The organism is Sinomonas sp. T428B (genome assembly GCF_056780155.1).
On record NZ_JBRAZR010000001.1, the window covers coordinates 833,123 to 855,581 of the forward strand.

General features: G+C 72.7%; 21 protein-coding genes and 2 riboswitches. Of the genes, 11 read left to right on the top strand and 10 right to left on the bottom strand.

The window, feature by feature from the left end; all coding sequences use genetic code 11:
• Positions 1-4: 4 nt before the first annotated feature.
• The gene (locus tag ACUYMY_RS03930) at positions 5-1,684 is read left to right on the top strand and encodes a threonine/serine exporter family protein (protein ID WP_481702322.1); all 1,680 of its coding nucleotides are present in this window, start codon (positions 5-7) and stop codon (positions 1,682-1,684) included.
• A gap of 11 nt (positions 1,685-1,695) precedes the next feature.
• Here ACUYMY_RS03930 and ACUYMY_RS03935 read toward each other — a convergent pair whose 3' ends face one another.
• Positions 1,696-2,565, bottom strand: a complete 870-nt coding sequence (locus tag ACUYMY_RS03935) for a siderophore-interacting protein (RefSeq protein WP_481702323.1) — start codon at positions 2,563-2,565, stop codon at positions 1,696-1,698.
• Between the two features lie 32 nt (positions 2,566-2,597).
• Positions 2,598-3,269 (bottom strand): uracil-DNA glycosylase, encoded by a 672-nt coding sequence (locus ACUYMY_RS03940; protein ID WP_481704950.1) that lies wholly within the window; start codon positions 3,267-3,269, stop codon positions 2,598-2,600.
• 219 nt (positions 3,270-3,488) lie between these two features.
• Here ACUYMY_RS03940 and ACUYMY_RS03945 point away from each other — a divergent pair, with 219 nt between their 5' ends.
• The 4 genes from ACUYMY_RS03945 to groL all read left to right on the top strand — a co-directional run bounded on the left by ACUYMY_RS03945 (position 3,489) and on the right by groL (position 7,653).
• A complete protein-coding gene (locus ACUYMY_RS03945; RefSeq protein WP_481702324.1) occupies positions 3,489-3,800 on the top strand; it encodes a DUF3263 domain-containing protein in 312 nt (103 codons plus the stop codon).
• Positions 3,801-3,839: 39 nt separating this feature from the next.
• Positions 3,840-4,472, top strand: a complete 633-nt coding sequence (locus tag ACUYMY_RS03950) for a LytR C-terminal domain-containing protein (protein ID WP_481702325.1) — start codon at positions 3,840-3,842, stop codon at positions 4,470-4,472.
• A 1-nt stretch (position 4,473) separates the two neighbouring features.
• Positions 4,474-5,754 (top strand): ABC transporter substrate-binding protein, encoded by a 1,281-nt coding sequence (locus ACUYMY_RS03955; RefSeq protein WP_481702326.1) that lies wholly within the window; start codon positions 4,474-4,476, stop codon positions 5,752-5,754.
• 270 nt (positions 5,755-6,024) lie between these two features.
• On the top strand, positions 6,025-7,653 hold the full coding sequence (groL, locus tag ACUYMY_RS03960; RefSeq protein ID WP_481702327.1) for a chaperonin GroEL: 1,629 nt from the start codon (positions 6,025-6,027) through the stop codon (positions 7,651-7,653).
• 83 nt (positions 7,654-7,736) lie between these two features.
• On the opposite strand, the gene ACUYMY_RS03965 is transcribed toward groL, so the two are convergent.
• The 7 genes from ACUYMY_RS03965 to ACUYMY_RS03995 all read right to left on the bottom strand — a co-directional run bounded on the left by ACUYMY_RS03965 (position 7,737) and on the right by ACUYMY_RS03995 (position 15,902).
• Positions 7,737-8,750, bottom strand: a complete 1,014-nt coding sequence (locus ACUYMY_RS03965) for an RNase H family protein (RefSeq protein WP_481702328.1) — start codon at positions 8,748-8,750, stop codon at positions 7,737-7,739.
• A gap of 80 nt (positions 8,751-8,830) precedes the next feature.
• Positions 8,831-9,121, bottom strand: a complete 291-nt coding sequence (locus ACUYMY_RS03970; RefSeq protein WP_481702329.1) for a WXG100 family type VII secretion target — start codon at positions 9,119-9,121, stop codon at positions 8,831-8,833.
• Between the two features lie 138 nt (positions 9,122-9,259).
• Positions 9,260-10,786, bottom strand: coding sequence for a sensor histidine kinase (locus ACUYMY_RS03975; RefSeq protein WP_481702330.1), 1,527 nt, complete (start codon positions 10,784-10,786; stop codon positions 9,260-9,262).
• A gap of 2 nt (positions 10,787-10,788) precedes the next feature.
• Positions 10,789-11,502 carry a response regulator transcription factor gene (locus ACUYMY_RS03980; RefSeq protein WP_175637500.1) on the bottom strand — a complete coding sequence of 238 codons (714 nt, stop codon included), beginning with the start codon at positions 11,500-11,502 and terminating at the stop codon, positions 10,789-10,791.
• 50 nt (positions 11,503-11,552) lie between these two features.
• Positions 11,553-13,190 carry a DNA repair helicase XPB gene (locus tag ACUYMY_RS03985; protein WP_481702331.1) on the bottom strand — a complete coding sequence of 546 codons (1,638 nt, stop codon included), beginning with the start codon at positions 13,188-13,190 and terminating at the stop codon, positions 11,553-11,555.
• Between the two features lie 41 nt (positions 13,191-13,231).
• Entirely contained in the window at positions 13,232-15,619 is a 2,388-nt protein-coding gene (locus tag ACUYMY_RS03990) for a helicase-associated domain-containing protein (protein ID WP_481702332.1), read from the bottom strand.
• A gap of 1 nt (position 15,620) precedes the next feature.
• Positions 15,621-15,902 carry a hypothetical protein gene (locus tag ACUYMY_RS03995; protein WP_481702333.1) on the bottom strand — a complete coding sequence of 94 codons (282 nt, stop codon included), beginning with the start codon at positions 15,900-15,902 and terminating at the stop codon, positions 15,621-15,623.
• Positions 15,903-16,085: 183 nt separating this feature from the next.
• On the opposite strand from ACUYMY_RS03995, the gene ACUYMY_RS04000 reads away from it, so the two are divergent.
• Positions 16,086-16,460, top strand: coding sequence for a cold-shock protein (locus ACUYMY_RS04000; RefSeq protein WP_481704951.1), 375 nt, complete (start codon positions 16,086-16,088; stop codon positions 16,458-16,460).
• 2 nt (positions 16,461-16,462) lie between these two features.
• Positions 16,463-17,026 carry a DUF3027 domain-containing protein gene (locus ACUYMY_RS04005; RefSeq protein WP_481702334.1) on the top strand — a complete coding sequence of 188 codons (564 nt, stop codon included), beginning with the start codon at positions 16,463-16,465 and terminating at the stop codon, positions 17,024-17,026.
• Between the two features lie 72 nt (positions 17,027-17,098).
• Here the strand turns inward: ACUYMY_RS04005 and serC are convergent, their stop codons facing one another.
• Positions 17,099-18,232: a phosphoserine transaminase gene (gene serC, locus ACUYMY_RS04010; RefSeq protein WP_481702335.1), complete on the bottom strand. Its 1,134-nt coding sequence runs from the start codon at positions 18,230-18,232 to the stop codon at positions 17,099-17,101.
• Between the two features lie 216 nt (positions 18,233-18,448).
• On the opposite strand from serC, the gene ACUYMY_RS04015 reads away from it, so the two are divergent.
• The 4 genes from ACUYMY_RS04015 (at position 18,449) to ACUYMY_RS04030 (ending at position 22,299) form a co-directional block, all read left to right on the top strand.
• The gene (locus ACUYMY_RS04015; RefSeq protein WP_481702336.1) at positions 18,449-19,144 is read left to right on the top strand and encodes an iron-dependent transcriptional repressor DtxR; all 696 of its coding nucleotides are present in this window, start codon (positions 18,449-18,451) and stop codon (positions 19,142-19,144) included.
• Between the two features lie 168 nt (positions 19,145-19,312).
• Positions 19,313-19,554: riboswitch (cyclic di-AMP (ydaO/yuaA leader) on the top strand.
• 10 nt (positions 19,555-19,564) lie between these two features.
• Positions 19,565-20,356 (top strand): M23 family metallopeptidase, encoded by a 792-nt coding sequence (locus ACUYMY_RS04020; RefSeq protein ID WP_481702337.1) that lies wholly within the window; start codon positions 19,565-19,567, stop codon positions 20,354-20,356.
• 227 nt (positions 20,357-20,583) lie between these two features.
• Positions 20,584-20,736, top strand: a riboswitch (cyclic di-AMP (ydaO/yuaA leader).
• A gap of 82 nt (positions 20,737-20,818) precedes the next feature.
• On the top strand, positions 20,819-21,451 hold the full coding sequence (locus ACUYMY_RS04025) for a C40 family peptidase (RefSeq protein ID WP_481702338.1): 633 nt from the start codon (positions 20,819-20,821) through the stop codon (positions 21,449-21,451).
• A 98-nt stretch (positions 21,452-21,549) separates the two neighbouring features.
• On the top strand, positions 21,550-22,299 hold the full coding sequence (locus ACUYMY_RS04030) for an NlpC/P60 family protein (RefSeq protein ID WP_481702339.1): 750 nt from the start codon (positions 21,550-21,552) through the stop codon (positions 22,297-22,299).
• Positions 22,300-22,459 lie beyond the last annotated feature (160 nt).

Here is a 22,459-nt window from a genome sequence, read left to right on the forward strand (position 1 = left end):
GCCCATGGCTGAGACGGAGCATCTGCAGGGCTCGGGCGGGGACATCCCTGCCGGTGCCATCCCCAAGATCACGCCCGTCGCGTTCACCGACGCACCCGGCGGGACGACGACGGCGGGGGAGCGGCCGGCGTCGTCCGCCCTGTCCCCGTCCGCCCGGCCCGAGCCCGTGGCGCCCGCCGCCGAGCCGGCGCCCCTGACTGCGCCGGCGCCCCTGACCTCGCCGGTGCCCAGCGTTGCCGGGCCCTCGACGCCGACCGAGCCGATCACGGCCTCGCAGGTGCGCGCCAACGCGGCCGCGAAGCGGGTCCTCGCCCGGCTCATGCGTGGCGAGAACCCGCCCACGGCGCCGCTGAGCATCGTGGACCGGCTCGCCGGCAGCCCCTACGAGAACCCCACGGTCCGGCAGGGAGTCGACGAGTCGGCCCGCCGGACCCTGGACTTCGTGCTCCAGCTCGCCGAGACGATGTTCCGCTTCGGCGCAGGCGCCCTCGAGGTCGAGACGTCGATCATCGCCGTGACGGCCGCGTTCGGGCTCCAGCACGTCGAGGTGGACATCACGAACCAGTCGGTGGCGATCAACTACGCGCCCCAGGACGCGACGCCCATCACCCTCATGCGCGTCGTGCGCTCGTGGACGTCGAACTACGCGGGCCTGACCCTCGTGCACCAGCTCGTGAGCGAGATCGCCTCCGGCGGGGTGGGCCGCGACGAGGCGATGCGCCGGCTCCAGGGCATCACGCGGCGCGCCAAGCCGTTCCCCAAGTGGGCCGTCACGGCCGCGTTCGGCGTGTTCGCGGCGGCCTTCGTGGGGGTGCTCGGCGGCGGGCAGCTCGCCTCGCTCATCGCGTTCGGCTCGAACCTGCTCATCTCGGTCGTCGCGCGGGTCTTCGGGCGCTGGCGCGTGCCGGACTTCTTCACGACGCTCGCGAGCTCGTTCCTCGTCACGATCGTCGCGCTCCTGCTGTTCTGGGCCAAGCTGCCCATCGCGCCGGCGATCGTCGTCGTGGGCGGCATCCTCCTGCTCCTGCCGACGGCGCGGCTCGTGTCCGCGACGCAGGACGCGATCAACGGCTTCCCCGTGACCGCCGCGGGCCGGTTCCTCTCGGCGTTCCTGACGTTCGGCGCCGTCGTGGGCGGCATCGCCGTGGCCTCCGCGGCAGGCGAGCTGCTCGGGATCGAGCGGATCGACGTCACCGAGACCTTCCCACCCGCCTATCCGTATGTGGTCCAGGTGCTGCTCACCGCGACCGCCGTCGCCGCGATCGCGGTCACCGAGCAGACCTCGCGCAGGCTCGTGCTGCCGACGGCGGGCGTGGGCGTGGCAGGGTACCTCGCCCTCACGGGCGCCGGGCTGCTCGGGGCGGCGGACAGCATCGCGCCCGCCGTCAGCGCCGTCGTCATGGGCTTCCTGGCCCGGATCATCGCGCTGCGTCTCGGGGCGCCGCAGCTCGTCGTCGCCGTGCCCGCGGCGCTCATCCTGCTGCCCGGCCTGACGATCTTCCGGTCCATGTACGTCGCGAGCGTCGACGCCGCTCAGATCGTGACGGGGGCCGGCGGGATGCTCACGGCCATGGCGATCATCCTCGGGGCGGCCGGCGGGATCGTGCTCGGGGACAACCTCGCCCGGCCGTTCACGCGCAATGTCGCGGCGCTCGAGCGGCGCCGGAGGTCCCGGCGGCGCTGAGGCCTGCCGCGTCAGATCTGCCCGATGGGCAGCTTCTTCTCCGCCTGGAACTGGTCCTCGACGCGCCCCAGGGCCCAGTAGCCCGAGAGGGAGAGCTTCTCGCGCGGGATCCCGCGCTCCTTGAAGATCGCCCGCAGCTCCTTCATGGCCCCGCGCTCGCCATGTGCGAAGACGCTCGGCGTGCCGTCCGGCCACGTCGCCTCGGCGACGGCCTCGGCGAGCACGAGCGTCTCCCCGGCCGGGAAGCCCTCGCGGGAGAGCCAGCGGACCTCGACGCCCTCCGGCGCGGAGACCTCGATGACGTCCTCGGCGGATCCGATCTCGAGGAAGGCCAACCCCGTGGCGTCCGCGGGGAGCGCCTCGAGCGCCGCGGCGATGGCCGGCAGGGCGGCCTCGTCGCCGGCGAAGAGGTGCCACTCCGCGTCCGGGTCGGGGGAGTAGGCCCCGCCCGGGCCCGAGCACACGAGCCGGTCGCCGGGCTGGGCCGCCGCGGCCCACGGGCCGGCGATGCCCTGGTCCCCATGCACGACCACGTCGATCGCGAGCTCGCGCGCCTCGGCGTCGAACCAGCGGACGGTGTACGTGCGGATCACGGGCCACTGCTCCGCCGGGAGCCCCTCCTTGAGCGCGGCGAGGTCAACGGGCCCCTCGGGCCACGCCCCACCGGGGAGGGCCGTGGGGAACGAGACCTTGACGTACTTGTCCGTGAAGCCGTTGTCCGCGAACGCGTCGAAGCCCGGACCGCCGGCCACGACCCGGACGAGGTGCGGGCTCAGCTGCTCGGTGCGGACGACCACGAGGTCGAGCGTCGGGCGCGCCTTCCGGGCCGGGGCGGCGTCGGCAGCGGCCTGCGCCGCAGGGGTCTGGGCAGGCAGTGTCATGGGGCCAGACTACCGGCTTGGCCGGGCAGGCCTCAGGCCCAGCGCACGGGCGCGGCGCCCTGTGACGCGAGGAGCTCGTTCGCGCGGCTGAACGGCCGCGAGCCGAAGAAGCCGCGGGACGCGCTCAGCGGCGAGGGGTGCGCCGAGGCGATGACCGGCGTCGTGCTCAGCATCGGGCCGACCGACTGCGCGTCCCGGCCCCAGAGCACGGCGACGAGCGGGCCTCCGCGCTCGACGACGGCGCGCACTGCCGCGTCCGTGACGTCCTCCCAGCCGAGCCGCCGATGCGAGCCGGCCGCCCCGGCGCGGACGGACAGGACCCTGTTGAGCAGGAGGACGCCCTCGTCCGACCACGGCGAGAGGTCGCCGTCGTGCGGCGCGGCGACCCCGAGGTCTGCGGTGAGCTCGCGGTAGATGTTCTTCAGGCTTCGCGGGAGCGGGTCGACGCTCGCGTCGACCGCGAAGCTCAGGCCGATCGCGTGCCCCGGCGTCGGGTACGGGTCCTGGCCCAGGAGCAGGACGCGCACCGCCGAGAGCGGCCGCTCGAACGCCCGCAGGAGCCGGGCGGGGGAGGGGAGCACGACGGCGCCGTCCCCGGCCTCGGCCGCCAGCGCACGGAGCGCTCGGCGCAGGGCCGGCTCGGCGGGGGCGAGCGCGGGGACCCACTCTGGATGCACGAGCTCCTTCAGGGGCGCCTCCGCCATGCCGGCCAGGGCGCGGGCGTCCGCGGCCGGATCCGCGGCAGGACGGGGCGGAGCGCCCGGCGGACGCGCCCCGACGGTGCCGGCCGGCGGGACGGGCAGGTCGAAGAGCGGCTCGGACTCCATCACCGGCCTAGTCTGCCAGAGCCGGCCAGGGCAGGTTGGCGCCCCGGCGGCCGCGTCGAATGACATGTCTGTAGTTCGTTCCATAGACTGGAGGGCATGTCGGCAGCAGCGCAGAAGACCCATGAGCTCGATCTCGGAGCGCAGGGCCGTCCCACCGCCGGACTGACCGAACGCGAGGTGCAGATGCTCGCCCTCGAGCGCGGCTGGTGGAAGTACGCCGGGGCCAAGGAGCAGGCGGTGCGCGAGCTCTTCGACCTCTCGGCGACCCACTATTACCAGCTCCTCAACGCCCTCATCGACACAGAGGCCGCGCTCGCGCACGATCCGATGCTGGTCAAGCGGCTGCGTAGACTGAGGACGTCGCGGCAGCGCGCCCGCACGGCCCGCCGTCTCGGCGGCGACGCCTGATTTTGCCCATCCAGCCGAGAACGAGGACCCCACGCAGGCATGAGCACCTACCCCCGCGACGAGTTCGATGCAGTCCCCGAGTCCCCGCGCCGGCAGGGTGTCCACCGTACGCGCTCGACTGAGCCGCGCCGCGGCCTCGGCTGGATCATGGCCGCCGGGATCGCCGCGCTGATGATCGGCGCCGCAGCGTTCTTCCTCATGCCACGCCTCGCCGACACATCCTCGGCAGGCATCGCAGCCCCCTCTTCCGCTGCCTCCAGCGCCACCCCGACGCCGAGCGCGTCCGAGGCGAGCCCCTCGCCCTCGGCGAGCCCGACCGAGGCGAGCCCCTCGCCGTCGGCCGCCAGTGCTTCGCCGACCCCGACCACGACCGCGGCCTCCAATTCCAGTGGCGTCAACCGCTCCCTCGAGGTCGGCGTCTACAACTCGACCGGCACCGCCGGCCTCGCGGGCCGGATCGGCGATCGGGCCCGCGCCGCAGGCTGGGCCGTCACCGGCGTCGGGAACTGGAGCGGGGGCCCGGTGAACACGTCGATCGTCTTCTACCGTGACGCGTCAGCGGCGGCCTCGGCCCGGGCGCTCGCGGCGGACCTCGGCATCGGCACGGTCCTCGAGGCCCCCGGCCTCGGCATCCCGCTCGCCGCGGTGATCGGGCCCGGGTATGCCGGCTGACGTGGTCGCGCCGACCCCTCGCCGCGGTGCCGGCTCCCGGCCTCGCAGGGCCCAACTGCGTGCCCTCGCCGGCGGCGCGGCGGCCGTCCTCGCTCTCGCCGCGTGCACCCCGGGCGGCGACGCGCGAACCGCGCGGCCCGCGCCCTCGGGGGACGGCGTGCTGCGGATCGGGCTCCTGCTCGACAACGTGGGCGAGTCGGCGTACCTCAACGACGCCCAGCTCGCCGCCGTCGTCCTCGCCGTCCAGGAGGCCAACGCCGCCGGCGGGCACGCGGGCAAGCCGGTCGAGCTGCTCGACCCGGAGCCGTCCGCGGACACGGGCGCGGCCGCGCGCCGGCTCGTCGAGGCCGGCGCCGACGTCGTCATCGGCCCGACGGACTCGAGCCGGGCCCCCACGGCGATCGACGTGCTCGCCCGCGCCAAGGTCCCCCTCATCTCGCCCGCGAACACGTCCGCGGTCCTGAGCTCGTACCCGAGCAGCGGCTTCTACTTCCGCACCATGGCGCCCGAGGCGGCCGAGGGCGCCGCGCTCGTCGAGCTAGCGCGGCAGTCCGGCGCCCGCAGCATCGCGGTGCTGAACCAGGCGGGGCCGCACGGGAAGGCCATTGCGGACGGGGCCAAGGCGGCGCTCACCGCCGCGGGCCTCAGGGACGCGGGCAGCGCCGAGTTCACGGGGCACGACGCCGGCGGGGCCGCCCTCGGCGCCCAGGGCGCGGACGCGGTCGCCGTCGTCGCGGACGACGGCGGGCCGGCCGTCCTGGCCCAGCTCGCCGAGGCGGGGATCAGCGGCAACGACCTCGTGCTCTCGGGCGGTCTCGTGGGCCGCCACGGGTCCGCGCTCGCTGCCCGCTCGCTCGAGGGAGCCCGCGTCGCCGTCCCGGGCGTCTTCCCGAGCGCCGAGTTCCAGACCGCGGTCCTCGGCCAGGACGCTGACCTGAAGGACATGGCGTTCGCCGCCGAGGCCTACGACGCTGCCGCCCTCGCGATCCTCGCCGCCGCGGACGCCAAGGACGACGCCGGCACCTCCATCGCCGCGCGGCTCACCGCCGTCTCGGGCGGGGACGCCGGCACAGGCGCTGCCGGCGCCGCGGGAACCGACTGCACTGGCCTCCCTGCCTGCCTCGGGCTCCTCGCCGCCGGCACGGCGGTGGACTACGAGGGCCAGTCGGGGCCCGTCGCCTTCGACGGGCACGGGGACATCACCACGGCCCGGTTCATGGTGCTCGGCTTCGGGGCGGACAACCTGCCCAAGGTCGACGGCGAGGTCGCGGTCGCCCGCTGAGGCGCTGGCCCGAGGCCACACTCGGCGTCCCCCACGCTTGCACTCGGAGGGGTCGAGTGCTAATGATTGACCTAGCACTCCCGCAGCAAGACTGCTAACCGAGCGGGCCCGCGAGGGCAGTGAGGCGCCGTCGGCGGCGGGGGGAAGGGAACACCTCGCTGGGGTGAGGCGACCTCAGGCCCGTTCGCGGGCCGGGGGGAGCCGGCCGTCGCGGGCGCTGCAGCAGGTGACCACGAAGACAGTCACGTCCCGAAAGGACTCGAAGCCGTCATGGCCAAGATCATTGCATTCGACGAGGAGGCCCGCCGCGGTCTCGAGCGCGGCCTGAACCAGCTGGCCGACGCCGTCAAGGTCACCCTCGGCCCGCGTGGCCGCAACGTCGTCCTCGAGAAGAAGTGGGGCGCCCCCACGATCACGAACGACGGTGTCTCCATCGCCAAGGAGATCGAGCTCGACGACCCGTACGAGAAGATCGGCGCGGAGCTCGTCAAGGAGGTCGCCAAGAAGACCGACGACGTCGCTGGCGACGGTACCACCACCGCCACGGTCCTCGCCCAGGCGCTCGTCCGCGAGGGCCTGCGCAACGTCGCCGCCGGCGCTGACCCGCTCTCGCTCAAGCGCGGCATCGAGAAGGCCGTCGACGCCGTCACCAAGGAGCTCCTCGAGTCCGCCAAGGAGATCGAGACCAAGGAGGAGATCGCCGCCACCGCGTCCATCTCCGCCGGCGACACCCAGATCGGCGAGCTCATCTCCGAGGCCCTCGACAAGGTGGGCAAGGAGGGTGTCATCACCGTCGAGGAGTCCAACACCTTCGGCCTCGAGCTCGAGCTCACCGAGGGCATGCGCTTCGACAAGGGCTACATCTCCGCGTACTTCGTCACCGACGCCGAGCGCCAGGAGACGGTCCTCGAGGACCCGTACATCCTCATCGTCAACTCCAAGGTGAGCTCGGTGAAGGACCTGGTCGCGGTCCTCGAGAAGGTCATGCAGACCAACAAGCCGCTGCTCATCATCGCCGAGGACGTCGAGGGCGAGGCCCTGGCCACGCTCATCGTCAACAAGATCCGTGGCACCTTCAAGTCCGTCGCCGTCAAGGCCCCGGGCTTCGGCGACCGCCGCAAGGCCATGCTGACCGACATCGCCATCCTCACGGGCGGCCAGGTCATCGCCGAGGAGGTCGGCCTCAAGCTCGAGAACGCCACAGTCGAGCTGCTCGGCAAGGCCCGCAAGGTCGTCGTGACCAAGGACGAGACCACGATCGTCGAGGGTGCCGGCGACGCCGACCAGATCGCCGGCCGCGTGGCCCAGATCCGCGCCGAGATCGAGAACTCCGACTCGGACTACGACCGCGAGAAGCTCCAGGAGCGCCTCGCCAAGCTGGCCGGCGGCGTCGCCGTCATCAAGGCCGGCGCGGCCACTGAGGTCGAGCTCAAGGAGCGCAAGCACCGCATCGAGGACGCCGTCCGCAACGCGAAGGCCGCCGTCGAGGAGGGCATCGTCGCCGGTGGTGGCGTGGCCCTCATCCAGGCCGGTGCCAAGGCGTTCGCGAACCTCGCCCTCGAGGGTGACGAGTCCACGGGTGCCAACATCGTCAAGGTCGCCATCGACGCCCCGCTGAAGCAGATCGCCTTCAACGCTGGCCTCGAGCCGGGCGTCGTCGTCGACAAGGTCCGCGGCCTGCCCGCCGGCCACGGCCTCAACGCCGCCACGGGCGTCTACGAGGACCTCCTGGCCGCCGGCGTCAACGACCCGGTCAAGGTCACCCGCTCGGCGCTGCAGAACGCCGCGTCCATCGCCGGCCTCTTCCTCACGACCGAGGCCGTCGTCGCCGACAAGCCCGAGAAGGCGGCCCCGGCCGTCCCGGGTGGCGACGACATGGGCGGCATGGGCGGCTTCTAGCCCCCACCCCCCGGCCCAGGCCAAAGCACGACGGCGGGGTCCCCACTGCGGTGGGGGCCCCGCCGTCGGCGTTGGGCCGGGCGTCAGGCCTCCGGGGTGCCCTGGTGGAAGCGCAGCCGCCAGCGCCCCTCGGAGCGCTGCCACAGGGACGAGCGCAGGGCGGAGCCCGTGGCGCCCACCGTGCGGTAGACGATCTGGATCACGTCCGGGCCCACGGCGGCGGCGTCGATGAGCTCGAAGCGCACCTGGAGCTCGGGCCCGTCGACGAGCTCCTCGATAAGCTCCTCCCGGCCCCAGAGCCGGCCGGAGGCGCCGATCTCGGAGTAGTCAGGGTGGAGCAGGTAGGCGAGCTGGCCGTAGTCGCTGCGCACCTCGGGGTCGAGGAGCTCCTGCTCGAGCTCCACGACCGCCTCGACGTCCTGCTCGCTCGCCAGGGGCGAGCCCTGGCCCGCCGGCGCGGCTTCGAGGAGCGCCTCGTCGTCGAACAGCCCGGGCTGCTGGGCGTCGAGCGGCCGCTCGGCCTCGAGGAGCGCAGATGCCTGGAACGCGCCGGCCGCCTCCCGCACAGTCCCGTCCGGGAACGCGCGCGCAGGCATCTCCTGCACTCCGACCGCGACGCCGACGGCGGGAACTCCGTCGAAGCCGGGCCCCTCGACGGGCGCCGTGCCGGACTGGAACGCGAGGGCGCACGCACGTGCCCGCTCGTCGGCCGCCTCGTTGAGCGTATGCCCGGCGTGGCCCTTGACCCATTCGAACGTGTACGTGCGCCCCGCGAGCTCGGCGTCGATCTGCTTGAGCAGGTCGACGTTGAGCACAGGCTTGCCGTCCGCCTTCTTCCAGCCCCGGCGCTTCCAGCCCGGCATCCACTTCGTGATGCAGTTGATGACGTACTGGCTGTCGCAGAGGATGTGCAGCGCTTCCTCGGGGAGGTGGGCGGTGGCCCGGAACAGGTCCAGGACTGCCATGAGCTCGCCCTGGTTGTTCGTCCCGTGGGGCCACCCGCCGGCGTGCCAGCGGGAGTCGTCCACGTACCAGGCCCAGCCCGCGGGGCCGGGGTTGCCGAGGGCGGAGCCGTCTGCGGCGGCGGTGATGGTCATGGCCCCAATCCTGCCAGACCGTGCCGGTGGGCCGGGCCCGCCCCCAGCTGCGGGGAGGGCCCGGCAGCCCCGCGATCCGCTCAGAAGGCGAAGCGGCGGGCGTTGTCGCTCTCGATGTCGCCGTAGGCGACGCCCGCGTTCCGGAGCGTGCCGCCGATCTGGGAGAGCGAGGCCTCGACCTGGGCCTGGGTTCGCGCCCATTCGGCGACGAGGGACTGGAAGCTGTTCGATGCCTGCCCCTGCCAGCTGCTGCGCAGGTTCTCGAGGTTGCCCCTCATCGTCTGGATCTCCGCCCGAACGCGCTCGGCGGTCGCCAGGACCTGCTGGGCGTTGGTGTCGATCGCGTCGGTGTCCACCTTCACAATGGCCATGTCATCCTGCTCTCCGTGGTCGGTCCGCGGCCCGTGCCGCGCCTGCCCTTCGAGCCTAGGAGTCTGCATGGCCGGGGGGAGGCGCAGCGGGGCGATTGTGGACAACCCCGGGGAATCGGTCCTCCTGTGGAGGAGAAGTCAGGACCGCTCGGAGGCAGTGTCCACGGCGCGATCGGGCTCCGCGGCGCTCGCGGGGGGTTCGGCCGGCCGTTCCGGGACAGCGACGTGGGGGAGCTCGATCACGAAGGTCGCGCCGCCGCCGGGGGTCTCCTCATGCCGCACGCTGCCGCCGTGCGAGCCCACGATCGCGGCAACGATGGCGAGGCCGAGCCCCGTGCCGCCCGTGTCGCGCGTGCGGGACGTGTCCGCACGGTAGAACCGCTCGAAGACCTTCGCGGCGTCCTCGGGGGCGATCCCGGGCCCATGGTCCCGGAACTCGAGGACGGCAGCCTCCCGCGGGCCAACGGTCCGGGTGCCGACGGCGATCTCGAGCGGCGAGCCGGCGGGGGTGTAGCGCAGCGCGTTGCCCACGAGGTTGCCGACGACCTGCCGCAGCCTGGCCTCGTCGCCGAGCGTCGGAGCGGGAGCCGGCCGCCCGTCGTCGTCCAGCCCCACCAGCCGCACGGCGCGCTCGGGGGCGGCGGCCTGGGCGTCCACGAGCGCGTCGTGGGCGAGCGGGAGGAGGTCGACGGGCTTGAGCTGGAGGGGGCGCTGCTCGTCCAGCCGGGCCAGGGTCAGGAGGTCCTCGACCATGGTGCCCATCCGCTTCGCCTCGCTCTCGATGCGTCCCATGGCTGTCGCGACGTCCTCCTCCGTCCCGAGCGCGCCGTGCCGGTAGAGCTCGGAGAAGCCGCGGATGGTCACAAGCGGGGTGCGCAGCTCATGCGACGCGTCCGAGACGAAGCGCCGCATGCGCGCCTCCGAGGCCATGCGGGCCTGGAACGCGACCTCGATGTGGGCCAGCATCGCGTTGAGCGACGAGGAGAGCCGCCCGAGCTCGGTCCCGGGGGCCTCGACGTCGACGCGCTGGGACAGGTCCCCGGCGGCGATCGCGGCGGCGGTCTTCTCGACGCGTCGCAGCGGCCGGAACGCCCGGGTGACCGTCCACGTGGCGATGACGAAGGCCGAGGCGAGGGTGATGATCCCGACGGCGGCGGTGAGCCCGAGCGTGTGCTGGATGGCATTGTCAACGCCCGTGAGCGGCAGCGCGATCATGAGCGTCGCGCGCTCTCCGGTGTCCACGACCCGCACGGGGATCGCCGTGTAGCGCCAGTCGACGGCGCGCTCCGTGCCGCGGGACTGGCGGATCTCGTGGACCGTCTGCATCCGCCCGGCCTCGTCCGGGGTCAGGACGTCGACGTCCGGACGTCCCGGGGTGTTGGACACGTTCGAGTAGATGCGCGGCTGGAAGCCGTCCTCGCCGTAGATGACGAGCACGAAGTCGTTGGGCAGGAGCGGGTTCGGGTTGGTCAGGAGCGCGATGTCCTGGTTCTTCTGCGCGAAGGTCGCGGCGTTGACGAGCTTGTCGTCGAGCTGGCTCACGAGGAACGTCTTGAGCTGCGTGACGGTCGCGGCGGCCGTGAGGAAGATGGCGCCGGTGAGCAGGACCATCATGATCACGACGAGCTGCGAGCGCAGCGACGCGCCCTTCCACAGGGCCAGCACGGTCAGCGCTTCTCCGCTGTCCGCAGGACGTAGCCGACGCCGCGCTTGGTCTGGATGAGGCTCGGCCCGTTGGCCTCGACCTTGCGGCGCAGGTAGGAGATGTAGGACTCGACGATCGAGGCGTCGCCGTTGAAGTCGTACTCCCACACGTGGTCCAGGATCTGCGACTTCGAGAGCACCCGGTTCGGGTTGAGCATGAGGTAGCGCAGGAGCTTGAACTCGGTGGGGGAGAGGTCGATGATGACGCCCCCGCGGCGCACCTCGTGCGCGTCGTCGTCGAGTTCCAGATCGTCGACGCGGATGACGGCGTCGTCGTCCAGCACGGGCTGCGTGCGGCGCAGGACGGCACGGATGCGGGCCACGACCTCGTCGAGGCTGAAGGGCTTGGTCACGTAGTCGTCGCCGCCGACGGTGAGGCCCTGGACCTTGTCCTCGGTCTCGTCCTTCGCGGTGAGGAAGAGGACGGGGACGTGCCGGCCGGCGGCGCGGAGCTTGCGCGTGACCGTGAAGCCGTCCATGTCGGGCAGCATGACGTCGAGGACCACGAGGTCCGGGGCCTGCTCCTCGGCGGCGGCGAGGGCCTCGCGGCCGTTGCCGGCGGCGATGACCTCGAACCCCGCGAAACGCAGGGAGGTGGAGAGGAGCTCGCGGATGTTGGGCTCGTCGTCGACGACGAGCAGCTTCGCCTCGGGTTCTGTCTTCTTCACGGTTCCCATGGTGCGCCCAGTTTCTGTGAATCGTCTGGACGTCTGCTGAGAGCGTCGAGTCAGGGGATCTCGCCGGAATCCAGGATCCGATACGCGTACCCCTGCTCGGCGAGGAACCGCTGCCGCTTGGCCGCGAAGTCCTGGTCCAGCGTGTCCCGCGCGACGAGCGCGTAGAAGCGCGCCGCACGCCCGTCGGCCTTGGGCCGCAGGAGCCGACCCAGCCGCTGGGCCTCCTCCTGCCGCGAGCCGAACGAGCCGGAGACCTGGATCGCGACGGACGCCTCAGGCAGATCGATCGAGAAGTTCGCGACCTTGGACACGACGAGCCGCCGCTCCTCGCCGGACCGGAACGCGTCGAACAGCCGCTGCCGCTCCCTGACGCTCGTCGCGCCCGTGATGACCGGAGCCCCGATGCGCTCGCCGATCTCCTCAAGCTGGTCGAGGTACTGGCCGATCACGAGCAGCTGCTCGTCCGCGTGCCGCGCCACGAGCCGGGTGACGACGTCGGTCTTCGTCTCGCTCGCAGCGCACAGCCGGTACTTGTCGGCGTCCTCCGCCATCGCATACGCCATCCGCTCGTCGCGCGGGAGGTCCACCCTGACCTCGACGCAGTCGGCGGGGGCGATGTACCCCTGCGCCTCGATGTCCTTCCACGGCGCGTCGTAGCGCTTGGGCCCGATGAGCGAGAACACCTCGCCCTCGCGCCCGTCCTCGCGCACGAGGGTCGCCGTGAGCCCCAGCCGGCGCCGGGCCTGCAGGTCCGCGGTCATCCGGAAGATCGGCGCGGGCAGCAGGTGCACCTCGTCGTAGACGATGAGGCCCCAGTCGTTCCTGTCCACGAGCTCGAGGTGCGGGTACAGGCCCCCACGCTTGGACGTGAGCACCTGGTAGGTCGCGATCGTGACCGGCCGGACCTCCTTGACCGCGCCCGAGTACTCCCCGATCTCGTCCTCGGTCAGCGACGTGCGCCTGAGCAGCTCGTCGCGCCACTGCCGGGCGGAGACGGTGTTGGTCACGAGGATCAGCGTCGTCGTCGAGGACTGGGCCATCGCCGCCGCGCCGACGAGCGTCTTCCCGGCGCCGCAGGGGAGCACGACGACGCCGCTGCCGCCGGCCCAGAAGTTCTCCGCGGCCACCTTCTGGTACGGCCGCAGCGACCAGCCCTTCTCCTCGAGCCGGATGAGGTGGGGCGTTCCGTCCACATAGCCGGCGCGGTCGTCGGCCGGCCAGCCGATCTTGAGCAGGGCCTGCTTGAGCGCGCCGCGCTGCGAGGAGTGCACGACCGTGGTCTGGGCGTCGATCCGGGGCCCGAGCATGGGCGCGATCTTCTTGGCCCGCATGACCTCCTCGAGCACGGGGTAGTCCTGGCTGCGCATCACGAGCCCGTGCACCGGGTCCTTCTCGAGCCGCAGCCGCCCATAGCGCGACATCGTCTCCTCGATGTCGATCAGGAGCGCGTGCGGGACGGGGAAGCGCGAGTGCCGCAGGAGGGCGTCGAGGACCTTCTCGGCGTCGAGCCCCGCCGCCCGGGCGTTCCACAGGCCCAGCGGCGTGATCCGGTACGTGTGGACGTGCTCGGGTGCGCGCTCGAGCTCTGCGAAGGCCGCGATCTCGTGGCGTGCGTCGACGGCGTCGGCGTGGTCCACCTCGAGGAGGATCGTCTTGTCGCTCTGGACGATGAGCGGTCCGTCGCCCACAACTCCTCCTTGGCCGTAGCGTCTGGCGCGCAGCCGGCGCGCTAGGCCAGCTCGACGTCGATGATCCGGTGCACGCTCAGGACCCTCTCGGTCTCGCGCTCCGGGTCGAAGACGCGCACACGCCCCGCTGAGATGGAGACGGGACGCAGCTCCTCGACGCTCGAATTGCCCAGCGCATCGACGATGTTCAAGCGTACCGCCCGCTTGAGCCGGATGGCCTTCTGCAGCGTCTCGATGCCCAGGAGCGGCACCGCCTCGTCCGCGAGCGGTCCCACGGGCGACTGCGTCCGGAGGATGGCGAGCTGCGCCTCCACCGCCTCGGGGTCCGGGATGGCCGCGCGCGGCCGCGGGGTCGGCAGCGGGTTGGCGCCGGGGCGCCGGCGGAGCCGCACGACGGGGTCGAGCGAGGAGTCGACGGCGGGCGCGAGCCCGAGCTCGCGCAGGAGCGCGGCGACCTCGGCCGGCGAGGCGTTGCTCACGACGACGGTGGGCGCGATCTGCGTCAGCCCCAGCTGCCGCGCGGCAGGGTCGGCGAGGAGCCCCGCGAGGGCGGCCGCGTCGTCGCTCGCGATGAAGCTGCCCGCCCGCCCGACCCGGATCCGGCCGTGCCGGGCGGCGGTGTCGTCGATGAGGTAGGCGAGCGGCTGCGGGACCGGCGTCGACGAGTGCTCGGCGAGGAACGCGCGGATCGACGAGGCGTCCTCGCCCGCGTCGAGCGCCCGGCGCAGGCTCGCCGCCGAGAAGCGGTAGATGGTGGCCGGGCCCTGCCCCTCGGGGTCGGCGAGGAGCGCGAGCCGCCGCGCGAGCACCGGGTCGAGGTAGCCGGGGGCGACGGCGGTCAGGTCCGCCTGGAGCAGGACCCTGTCGACGCTCGCCGGCAGGAGCTCGGTGAGCCGCTCCCGCGCTGCGTCGAAGTCGTCGGCGAGGACTGCGGCCCCGACCCGGGTCAGCGCGCCGGAGCCCGTGAAGCCGAGGAGGGCGGCCTCGGCGAGGACCCCCTCGAGGAGACCGCGCAGCCGCCGGCCCAGACGGGGCTGGAGCCAGTCGATGCGGCTCCGGATCGCCTCGGGGGTCACGACGGCGCAGCGCCCCTCGGGCAGGCCGGCATCCTCGGCCAGGGAGGCGGCGACCTCGAGGACCCGCCGCCGGACGGCGGGGGCGTCGGGCCGCTGGCCCTCGCCCGAGAGCGGGGCGAGCTGGTCGCTGCCCTCGGCGGACATCGCGAGGGAGGGCACGCGGGTCGTGTCGAGCCACGCCGTGGCGAGCAGGAGCCACTGCTCGGGCCGGGAGAGGGCGAGCCACTCCTCGGCGCCGGTGGCCCGCCACGAGGACGTGTCCGGGTCCAGGGTCAGGACGCCCGCGGCGGCCGCGAGCTCGAGGGCGAAGACAGTGGGGTCAGGGTCGGCGCGCAGCGCGATGGCGACGCGGCGCAGCTCGCGCGTGCCCACCCCGCCGGAGCGCAGGGTCTCGACCGGGCGCTCGGAAGCCTCCACGGCGAGGGCGCTCACGAGGCGCAGGACGTCGGCGATCGCGCCGAGGGCAGCGTTGCGGCGCAGCAGGTCGGTCGTGCTGCCCATCTCTACCGGCGGGGCCGCGAGGGCGAGCTCGGGGACGATCCTGCCGCCGCGCTGGGCCAGGCCCGCGGCGCGGGGGAACTCGACGTGCTCGTCGTCGAGCGGGACGAGGAGGCCATGCGAGAGGAGCCAGTCCACGGGGTTGTCCGTGCGCCGCCCGGGCCGGATGCGGGCGGCGGCGTGCGGGACCGCGCCGACGGGCCAATTCTCGAACTTGGCCAGGACCTCGCGGGTCCGCGGCGGCGCGTCGTCGAGGGACTCGGGCAGGGCCGCCCAGCGCTCGAGGGCGTAGGCGGCGGCGATGTGGTGCTCGATCGGCTGCTGCTGGACTGCGCCGGGGAGGGCGTTGGCGATCCGGGCCGCGTGCTCCGCGAACAGGGGGGAGGCCGTCGCGAGGTCCGTGTACGGCCTGCCGAGCCCGGCGGGATAGCTGCCGAGGACTTCGCGGACCCGCGCGACGGGCAGGTAGTACCGGCGCCGGCTGCCCGAGGCCGAGTGGATCGTGTCCGGCGGGTCGGCCCGGTAGACGAGGCCGAGCTGGGAGAGGTTCGCCAGGAGCGTCTCGAGGGTACCGAGGGTCGCGTTGCCGACGGCGTGGCGCAGCTCGACGCTGCTGCCGCTGCGGCCCTCGTCCTCGTTCGTCGTCAGGACGAGCGCCTCGAGGACCTGGAGCTCGGGTTTCGAGAGCGACTCGAGCGCCCGCTGCAGGCTGATCCGGGCGCATGCCCGGGCGGCGAGCGCGGCGAAGTCCGGCACTCCGGGTGAGATGAGGTCAGGGCGGGCAGCGAACAGCCGGCGCAGGGCGTCGTTGCCCCGGGCGGAGAGCTCTTCGGCGAGTGCACGGATCGATGACATATCAGTGGCGCCTGCGCTCGCGGACCCCGGCGATGACGGCCGCCGCCATGAGGACGAAGGCCACCGGCAGGCCGTACAGCGCGAGCGCCGTGACCCACGCGGGCGCCGTCGCGCCGCCGGCCGCGAGCCCGAGCGTCAGCGCCCAGGCCGCGAGGGAGACCCCCGCGAGGAGGGCTCCGCCCAGGGCGGCGGCCCGCCGCCACCCGGGCGCGCCGTCGGATCCGAGCGGGTCCCGGCTGCCCGCCTGCTCTGAGGGTCCCTGCTGGGGAAGAGAAGGCACCATGGCTACAACCTAACAGCGACCGGCGGGCGGTGCGGGCAACAGGCCGACACGGCCGGTGCGAGACAGTAACCTAGAAGCAGTACACGAGCGCTCGAGATCACGGGCAGGCGGTCCCCTGCCCGGGGTGTCGTCTGTCAGCCGCGAGCGCTCCCCTTCGATTCCTCACAGATGGGGGTTGCGGCAGTGCCCACTGGCAAGGTCAAGTTCTTCGACAAGGCGAAAGGCTTCGGCTTCATCGCTGGCGACGACGGGCAGGAGGTCTTCCTGCCCGGCTCCGCCGTGCCCGCCGATGCCGAGGTCAAGACCGGCTCCCGGCTCGAGTACGGCGTGGCGGACGGCCGGCGCGGACCGCAGGCCCTGAGCGTGCGCGTGCTCGAGAAGCTCCCGTCCGTGGCCCGCGCCAAGCGCATGCCGGCCCGCGAGCTCGCCCCGATCGTCCAGGACCTCGTGAGCGTCCTCGACAACCTCTCCGGCCAGCTCGCCAAGGGCAGCTACCCGGAGAAGGGCCCTGCGATCGCCGCCGCGCTCCGCCGCGTGGCAGACCAGCTCGACGCCTAGCCATGGCCGCCCCCACTGCCTCCTCCTCGGGTTCCCCGGCGTCCCCGGCGTCCTCTGTGCCGAAGCGCAAGGCCGGTGTTCCCGTCTGGCGCGTCGGCAAGCCGGACGCCTTCCTCGCCTCCGCGGTCGACGCCGCGCGCTCGGCCCTGCTCGAGACCGTCCCTGCCGCTGAGGTCGGCGAGCACGTTGCCGCCAAGAGCGAAGGCGAGCGCGTCGTGACGCACCTGTTCGAGTCCCGTCTCGCCGGCTACCGGGGCTGGCACTGGTTCGTGACCGTCGCGCGCGTGGCCCGCTCCAAGTCGGTCACCGTCAGCGAGGTCGGCCTCGTCCCGTCCGAGGACGCGGTCCTGGCCCCCGAGTGGGTGCCCTGGGCCGAGCGCGTGCGGCCCGAGGACCGTGAGGCGGAGCGGGCCAATGAGGCCCAGACGGCCGATGAGCAGGCTGCCGACGAGGCCGAGGGCGAAGACGCCAGCGCAGGGCAGGAGCCCGGCGCTGAGCAGGAGCCGGGCGGAGAGCAGGAGCCGGGCGAAGAGCAGAAGCTTGGCGCAGAGCAGGACGCCGACTAGCAGCTCGTGCCCACAGAACGACGGCGGGCCCCACCAGAAGGTGGGGCCCGCCGTCGTCTGTGCCCGGAGGCGTCAGCCCTTGACCTGGCCGACGACCCAGTCGATGGACTGCGTGAGCTTCGTGACGTCCTCGGGCTCGATGGCCACGAAGGTCGCGATGCGCAGCTGGTTGCGACCGAGCTTGCGATACGGCTCGGTGTCGACCACGCCGTTGGCGCGCAGGACCTTGGCGACCTGGGCGGCGTCGATGGAGTCGTCGAAGTCGACCGTGACGATGACATTTGAACGGTCGGCAGGGTCGGCCACGAACGGGGTCGCGTACTCGGAGGCCTCGGCCCACGCGTAGACCCGGCCGGCGGAGTCGGCGGTGCGCTTGGCGGCCCAGTCGAGCCCGCCCGAGGCGTTGAGCCACTCGACCTGCGCGTTGAGGCCGACGAGGGTCGTGAGGCTCGGCGTGTTGTACGTCTGGTTGAGCTTCGAGTTGTCGATCGCCGTCTTGAGGTCCAGGAAGTCAGGGATCCAGCGGCCGGAGGCCTTGATCTCCTCGGCGCGCTCGAGCGCGGCGGGGGAGAACAGCGCGAGCCACAGCCCGCCGTCGGACGCGAAGTTCTTCTGCGGGGCGAAGTAGTAGACGTCGCTCTCGGAGACGTCCACTGCGAGGCCGCCCGCGGCGCTCGTCGCGTCGATGACCACGAGCGAGCCCTCGTCGGCGCCAGCGACGCGCTGCACGGGCGCGGCGACGCCGGTCGAGGTCTCGTTCTGCGGCCACGCGTAGACGTCGACGCCGGCCTCGGCGGCGGGCTGCGGGCGCGTGCCCGGCTCCGAGGTGATGATGGAGGACGCGTCGAGGAAGGGCGCCTTGTCGGTGGCCTTGGCGAACTTCGAGCCGAACTCGCCGAAGGAGAGGTGCTGGGCCTTGGAGCGGACGAGGCCGAAGGAGGCGACGTCCCAGAAGGCCGTCGAGCCGCCGACGCCCAGGACCACCTCGTAGCCCTCGGGGGCCTGGAAGAACTCCTTGAGGCCCTCCCGGACGCTGCCGACGAGGTTCTTCACCGGGGCCTGGCGGTGGGACGTCCCGAGGAGCTTCGCGCCCGCGGCGGCGATCGCTTCCACCTGCTCCCCGCGGACCTTGGACGGGCCAGCGCCGAAGCGGCCGTCGGCCGGGAGGAGCTCGGCGGGAATCTGAAGCTGGCTGGTCTCGACCACGGGTGAAGCCTCCTGACGGTTCGGGTCCGGGCGAAGGCCGTGCCCCTCCGCCCCGCACAAGTGTGCCGCACACGCTCCGGGGCGTGGAAATTCGCGGTCGGTGTGAGACGCGGGGCTGCCCGGCGAATACTAATCTGAGCAGGTCAAAATAAGCTAGACTTGTGGCTGCGGCCGCAGCCGCGCCCCACGCCTCGTCCTCAGGAGCAGATGCCTCGCATGTCCGACCTCATCGACACCACCGAGATGTACCTGCGGACCATCCTCGAGCTCGAGGAGGAGGGCATCGTCCCCCTGCGCGCCCGGATCGCCGAGCGCCTGCGGCACTCCGGCCCCACGGTGTCCCAGACGGTGGGCCGCATGGAGCGCGACGGGCTCGTCGTCGTCTCGGGCGACAGGCACCTCGAGCTCACGGACGCGGGCCGGATCCGTGCTGTCGAGGTCATGCGGAAGCACCGCCTCGCAGAGCGGCTCCTCGCGGACGTGATCGGGCTCGACTGGGCGTACGTGCATGACGAGGCCTGCCGCTGGGAGCACGTCATGAGCGAACGCGTCGAGCGGCGGCTCTATGAGCTGCTCGGGCGCCCGAGCGAGTCCCCCTACGGCAACCCCATCCCGGGCCTCGAGGCGCTCGGCGGCTCTCCGGCCGAGGGCTTCGGCGAGGGCGTCGTGACCCTCGTCGAGGCGATGGAGCAGTACGCGCAGGGCTCTCGCGTCGTCGTGTGCCGGCTCGCGGAGCCGATCCAGGTCGACCCGGAGCTCCTGACGCAGCTCGAGGAGGGCGGCATCCGCCCCGGCGCCAAGGTGGCCCTCGAGCGCGTGGGGGACTACATCTCCGTGCGCGTCGCGAACGTCGACGGCGCCCTCGAGCTGCCCCTCGAGGTCGCCTCACACGTCTTCGTCTCGATCGGCTGACGTCCTTCGTCACAGAGGCGAACACAACATCACAGAACCTCCAACTACTGGACAAACCCTTACTTGCATTTCTGATGTGAGTTTGGTCTCAGTAAAGGTCACGGATTTATTACATCGGGCCCAGAGTGCCCTATGCTGGAGACCAAGCGCTGAGACTTCGGCGTGACCTCCGCCCGTACGCCGAGCTCTGCCAGCGGGACCGGGGGTGTTCCATCCATGGCAGAGGCGGGGGAACCACCAGCGGCGGCGCGAGCCGCCTTGGGGTGAAGCCCGCAGCATGCTCGGAGCTCCGGCGCGCAGGTCCAGTCCTTGGCTACCCGCGTGCCCGGATCCCCGGCAGCTGGGCCGAGTCCGGACTCTGTGGGCTCGAACCCGACAGCTAACTTCGCAGGCGCTTTTCGTACAGAGAGGGAAAGTCGCTTGACCCAGCACGCTGTCACCGGCCGCCGCCGCGCCGAGACCTCGGCCGCCGAGGCCTACGGCCTCCGGCCGCGCGACGCCGCACGCCGCGGCCGCCGCGCCGCCGCCCGCCCCGGACCCGTCCGCCAGCTCGCGGAGATCGCCGGTGTCGGCCAGAAGGCCGGCGTCGCTCTCGCCGCCACCGGACTGGTCCTGACCGTCACTCTCCCGACCGCCGGCACCGACGCCGCGGCGCCCACCGCCGCCGTCGACACCGCCCAGCAGCCGCAGGTCACGGCCTCCGGCGAGGCGGTCGTGGCCTTCAGCCGCACGTCCGTTGGCAGCCACGTGGACCCGGACGGCCGCCTCAAGCAGCTCTTGAGCGCCCAGTCCGCGGGCAGTGTGACCGCCGCGCAGGCGAAGAACACGCTCGGCGCTCCCCTCGACTCGATGGTCCCGTCCTCGCCGTTCGGCTACCGCGTGAGCCCCCTGAGCGGCTGGGCCGGCGAGTTCCACCGCGGCCAGGACTTCGCCGCCCAGTGCGGCACCGCGGTCAAGGCTGCCGCGAGCGGCACCGTGACCTTCGCCGGATGGCACCCCTATGGCGGCGGCAACCGCGTCGTCATCGACCACGGCAATGGTCTCGAGACGACGTACAACCACCTCTCGTCCTCGTCCGTCTCGGTGGGCCAGAAGGTCGAGCGCGGGGCGCTCATCGCCCTCAGCGGCACGACCGGCGCCTCGACCGGGTGCCACCTCCACTTCGAGGTCATGGTCAACGGCGAAGTCGTCGATCCCAACGGCTGGCTCTGACGCGCGCACCAACCCGTCTTCCCTGTACCCGACGAGCCCCCGGCCTACGCGGTCTGGGGCTCGTTGCGTGGGGGCCCGGAAAATCGTCGTGTCCGTTTTGTGACCCTCGGTAACCGGGCCGTGATCCGAATGTGACTTTTTGGGGGACGTCAGGTAGGGTCGTTCTTGTTCCGGCTCCTACCAAGTCGGAACATCCGGGGAGCATGCCTAGCTCTGCCACTCCTCGGAATCCGTTCGCACACTCGTCTGGCAGAGGCGGGGGAACCACTTTCGGTCCTCTTCGGAGGGCCTTGGGGTCAAGCAGCCCGGCGCGAGCCGGGAGGCCGGATACTTCCAATCCGAACCCGACAGCTCACCTCGCAGGCACTGGGAGAGGCTATTTCTGTGTCGTCACGCACCATGACTGCGCGTCATCGCGCCGTTCCGGTTCGCACCAGCCCGCTCGAGGCTGTCGCGCACGCCATGTCCGACAATGCAGGCACCATCGGCCGTCAGGCTGCCGTCATCGCGGCTGCCTCCGGCCTGATCATCTCGGCCGGGCTCCCCGCCCAGGCCGCGGAAGCCCAACGCGAGGCTTCCGCCCTCTCCGACGTGGCCAGCACCGCTGCGCCGACCGTCGTTGCGCCCGAGCAGGCGCAGGTCGACTTCGAGCGCCCCGCCGTCGCCTCGGTGGCCGCGCCCGTCGTCGAGCGTGTCCAGACCCAGTCCACGAGCACGAAGACCCTGAGCACGAAGGTTGCCAGCCTTCTCGACGGCTCGAGCGTCGCCGGCTCCTCCCTCGCCGCGATCGCCTACACCGGCATCGGCAGCCCCTACGTCTGGGGCGGCACCACGCCGTCCGGCTGGGACTGCTCCGGCTTCACCCAGTGGGTCTACGCCCAGGCTGGCATCAGCATCCCCCGCGTCCAGGCATGGACCATCATGAAGCCCACGGCCACCCCGGCCCCCGGCGACCTGGTGGTCCAGAACGGCGGCGCGCACGTCGGCATCTACGTCGGCAACGGGATGATGATCAGCGCCCTCAACCCCTCGCAGGGCACCCTGCTCCACGCCGTCAACGCGACCGGCTCCTCGGTGTTCTACACCCTCAACTGAGACCAACCCACCGGGCGGTGCGGTGTCCCCCTCATGACCGCAGCGCCTGCCACGGGCCGTTCCCCCCTGCGGCCCGAGGACACGAAAGAGAGAACCCCATGACCACACGTGCAGGCATCGCCCGCCACCGCGCCGAGGCCACGTCCTCGCTCGCTGTCATCGCCAAGGCCGTCTCCGAGAACGCCGGCGGCGTGGGCCGCCAGGCGGCTGTCATCGCAGCCGCGGGCGGCCTCGTCCTGACCAGCGGCGTCGCCGCCAACGCCGCTGAGGCCGCAGCCCAGCGCGAGGCCTCCGCCCCGGTCGCCCTCGAGGCGGTCACCGCCGTCCAGGCTCCGGTCTCCGCCGAGACCACGGCCGACGTGACCTTCGAGCGCCCGGCCGTCGAGTCCGTCGCCGCCCCGGTCGTCGAGGCCCCGGCTCCGGCGCCCGCCCCCGCCGTCGAGGCAGCGCCGAAGGTCCAGGCCTCCGCGACCCTCCAGGTCGCCTCGACCGCCCCCGCGGCCCCCAAGGCCTCGAGCGGTATGGGCGCCGCGATCGCCGCCGCCGCGTACGCGCAGCTCGGCGTCGCTCAGGACTGCACGATGCTCGCGACCAACTCGCTCGCCGCCGTCGGCATCCACTACCACGGCTGGCCGGCCGGATACCTCTCGCTCGGCCGCACCGTGAGCGCCGCCGAGGCCCAGCCGGGCGACCTCGCCTACTACGCCGACGGCGGCATGGGCATGGCCCACATCGCCGTCTACGTCGGCAACGGCCAGGCCGTGCACGGCGGCTGGAACGGCGGCACCACGGCGCTGTTCTCCGTCAACGTGGGCTCCGGCCCCGTCTTCATCCGCGTCGGCGGCTGATACAACGCAGACGTGCCCGGGGGCAGCGAACGGCCCCGGATAGCACTGCACAGGACGCCCCCTCCGCCTGGCGGAGGGGGCGTCCTGTGCGTTCCGGGGGCGCAGCGCCGCAGGTGTCCGGCACGTGAATGTTCGCCGACACCTTGGCGCTCCCGGGCCC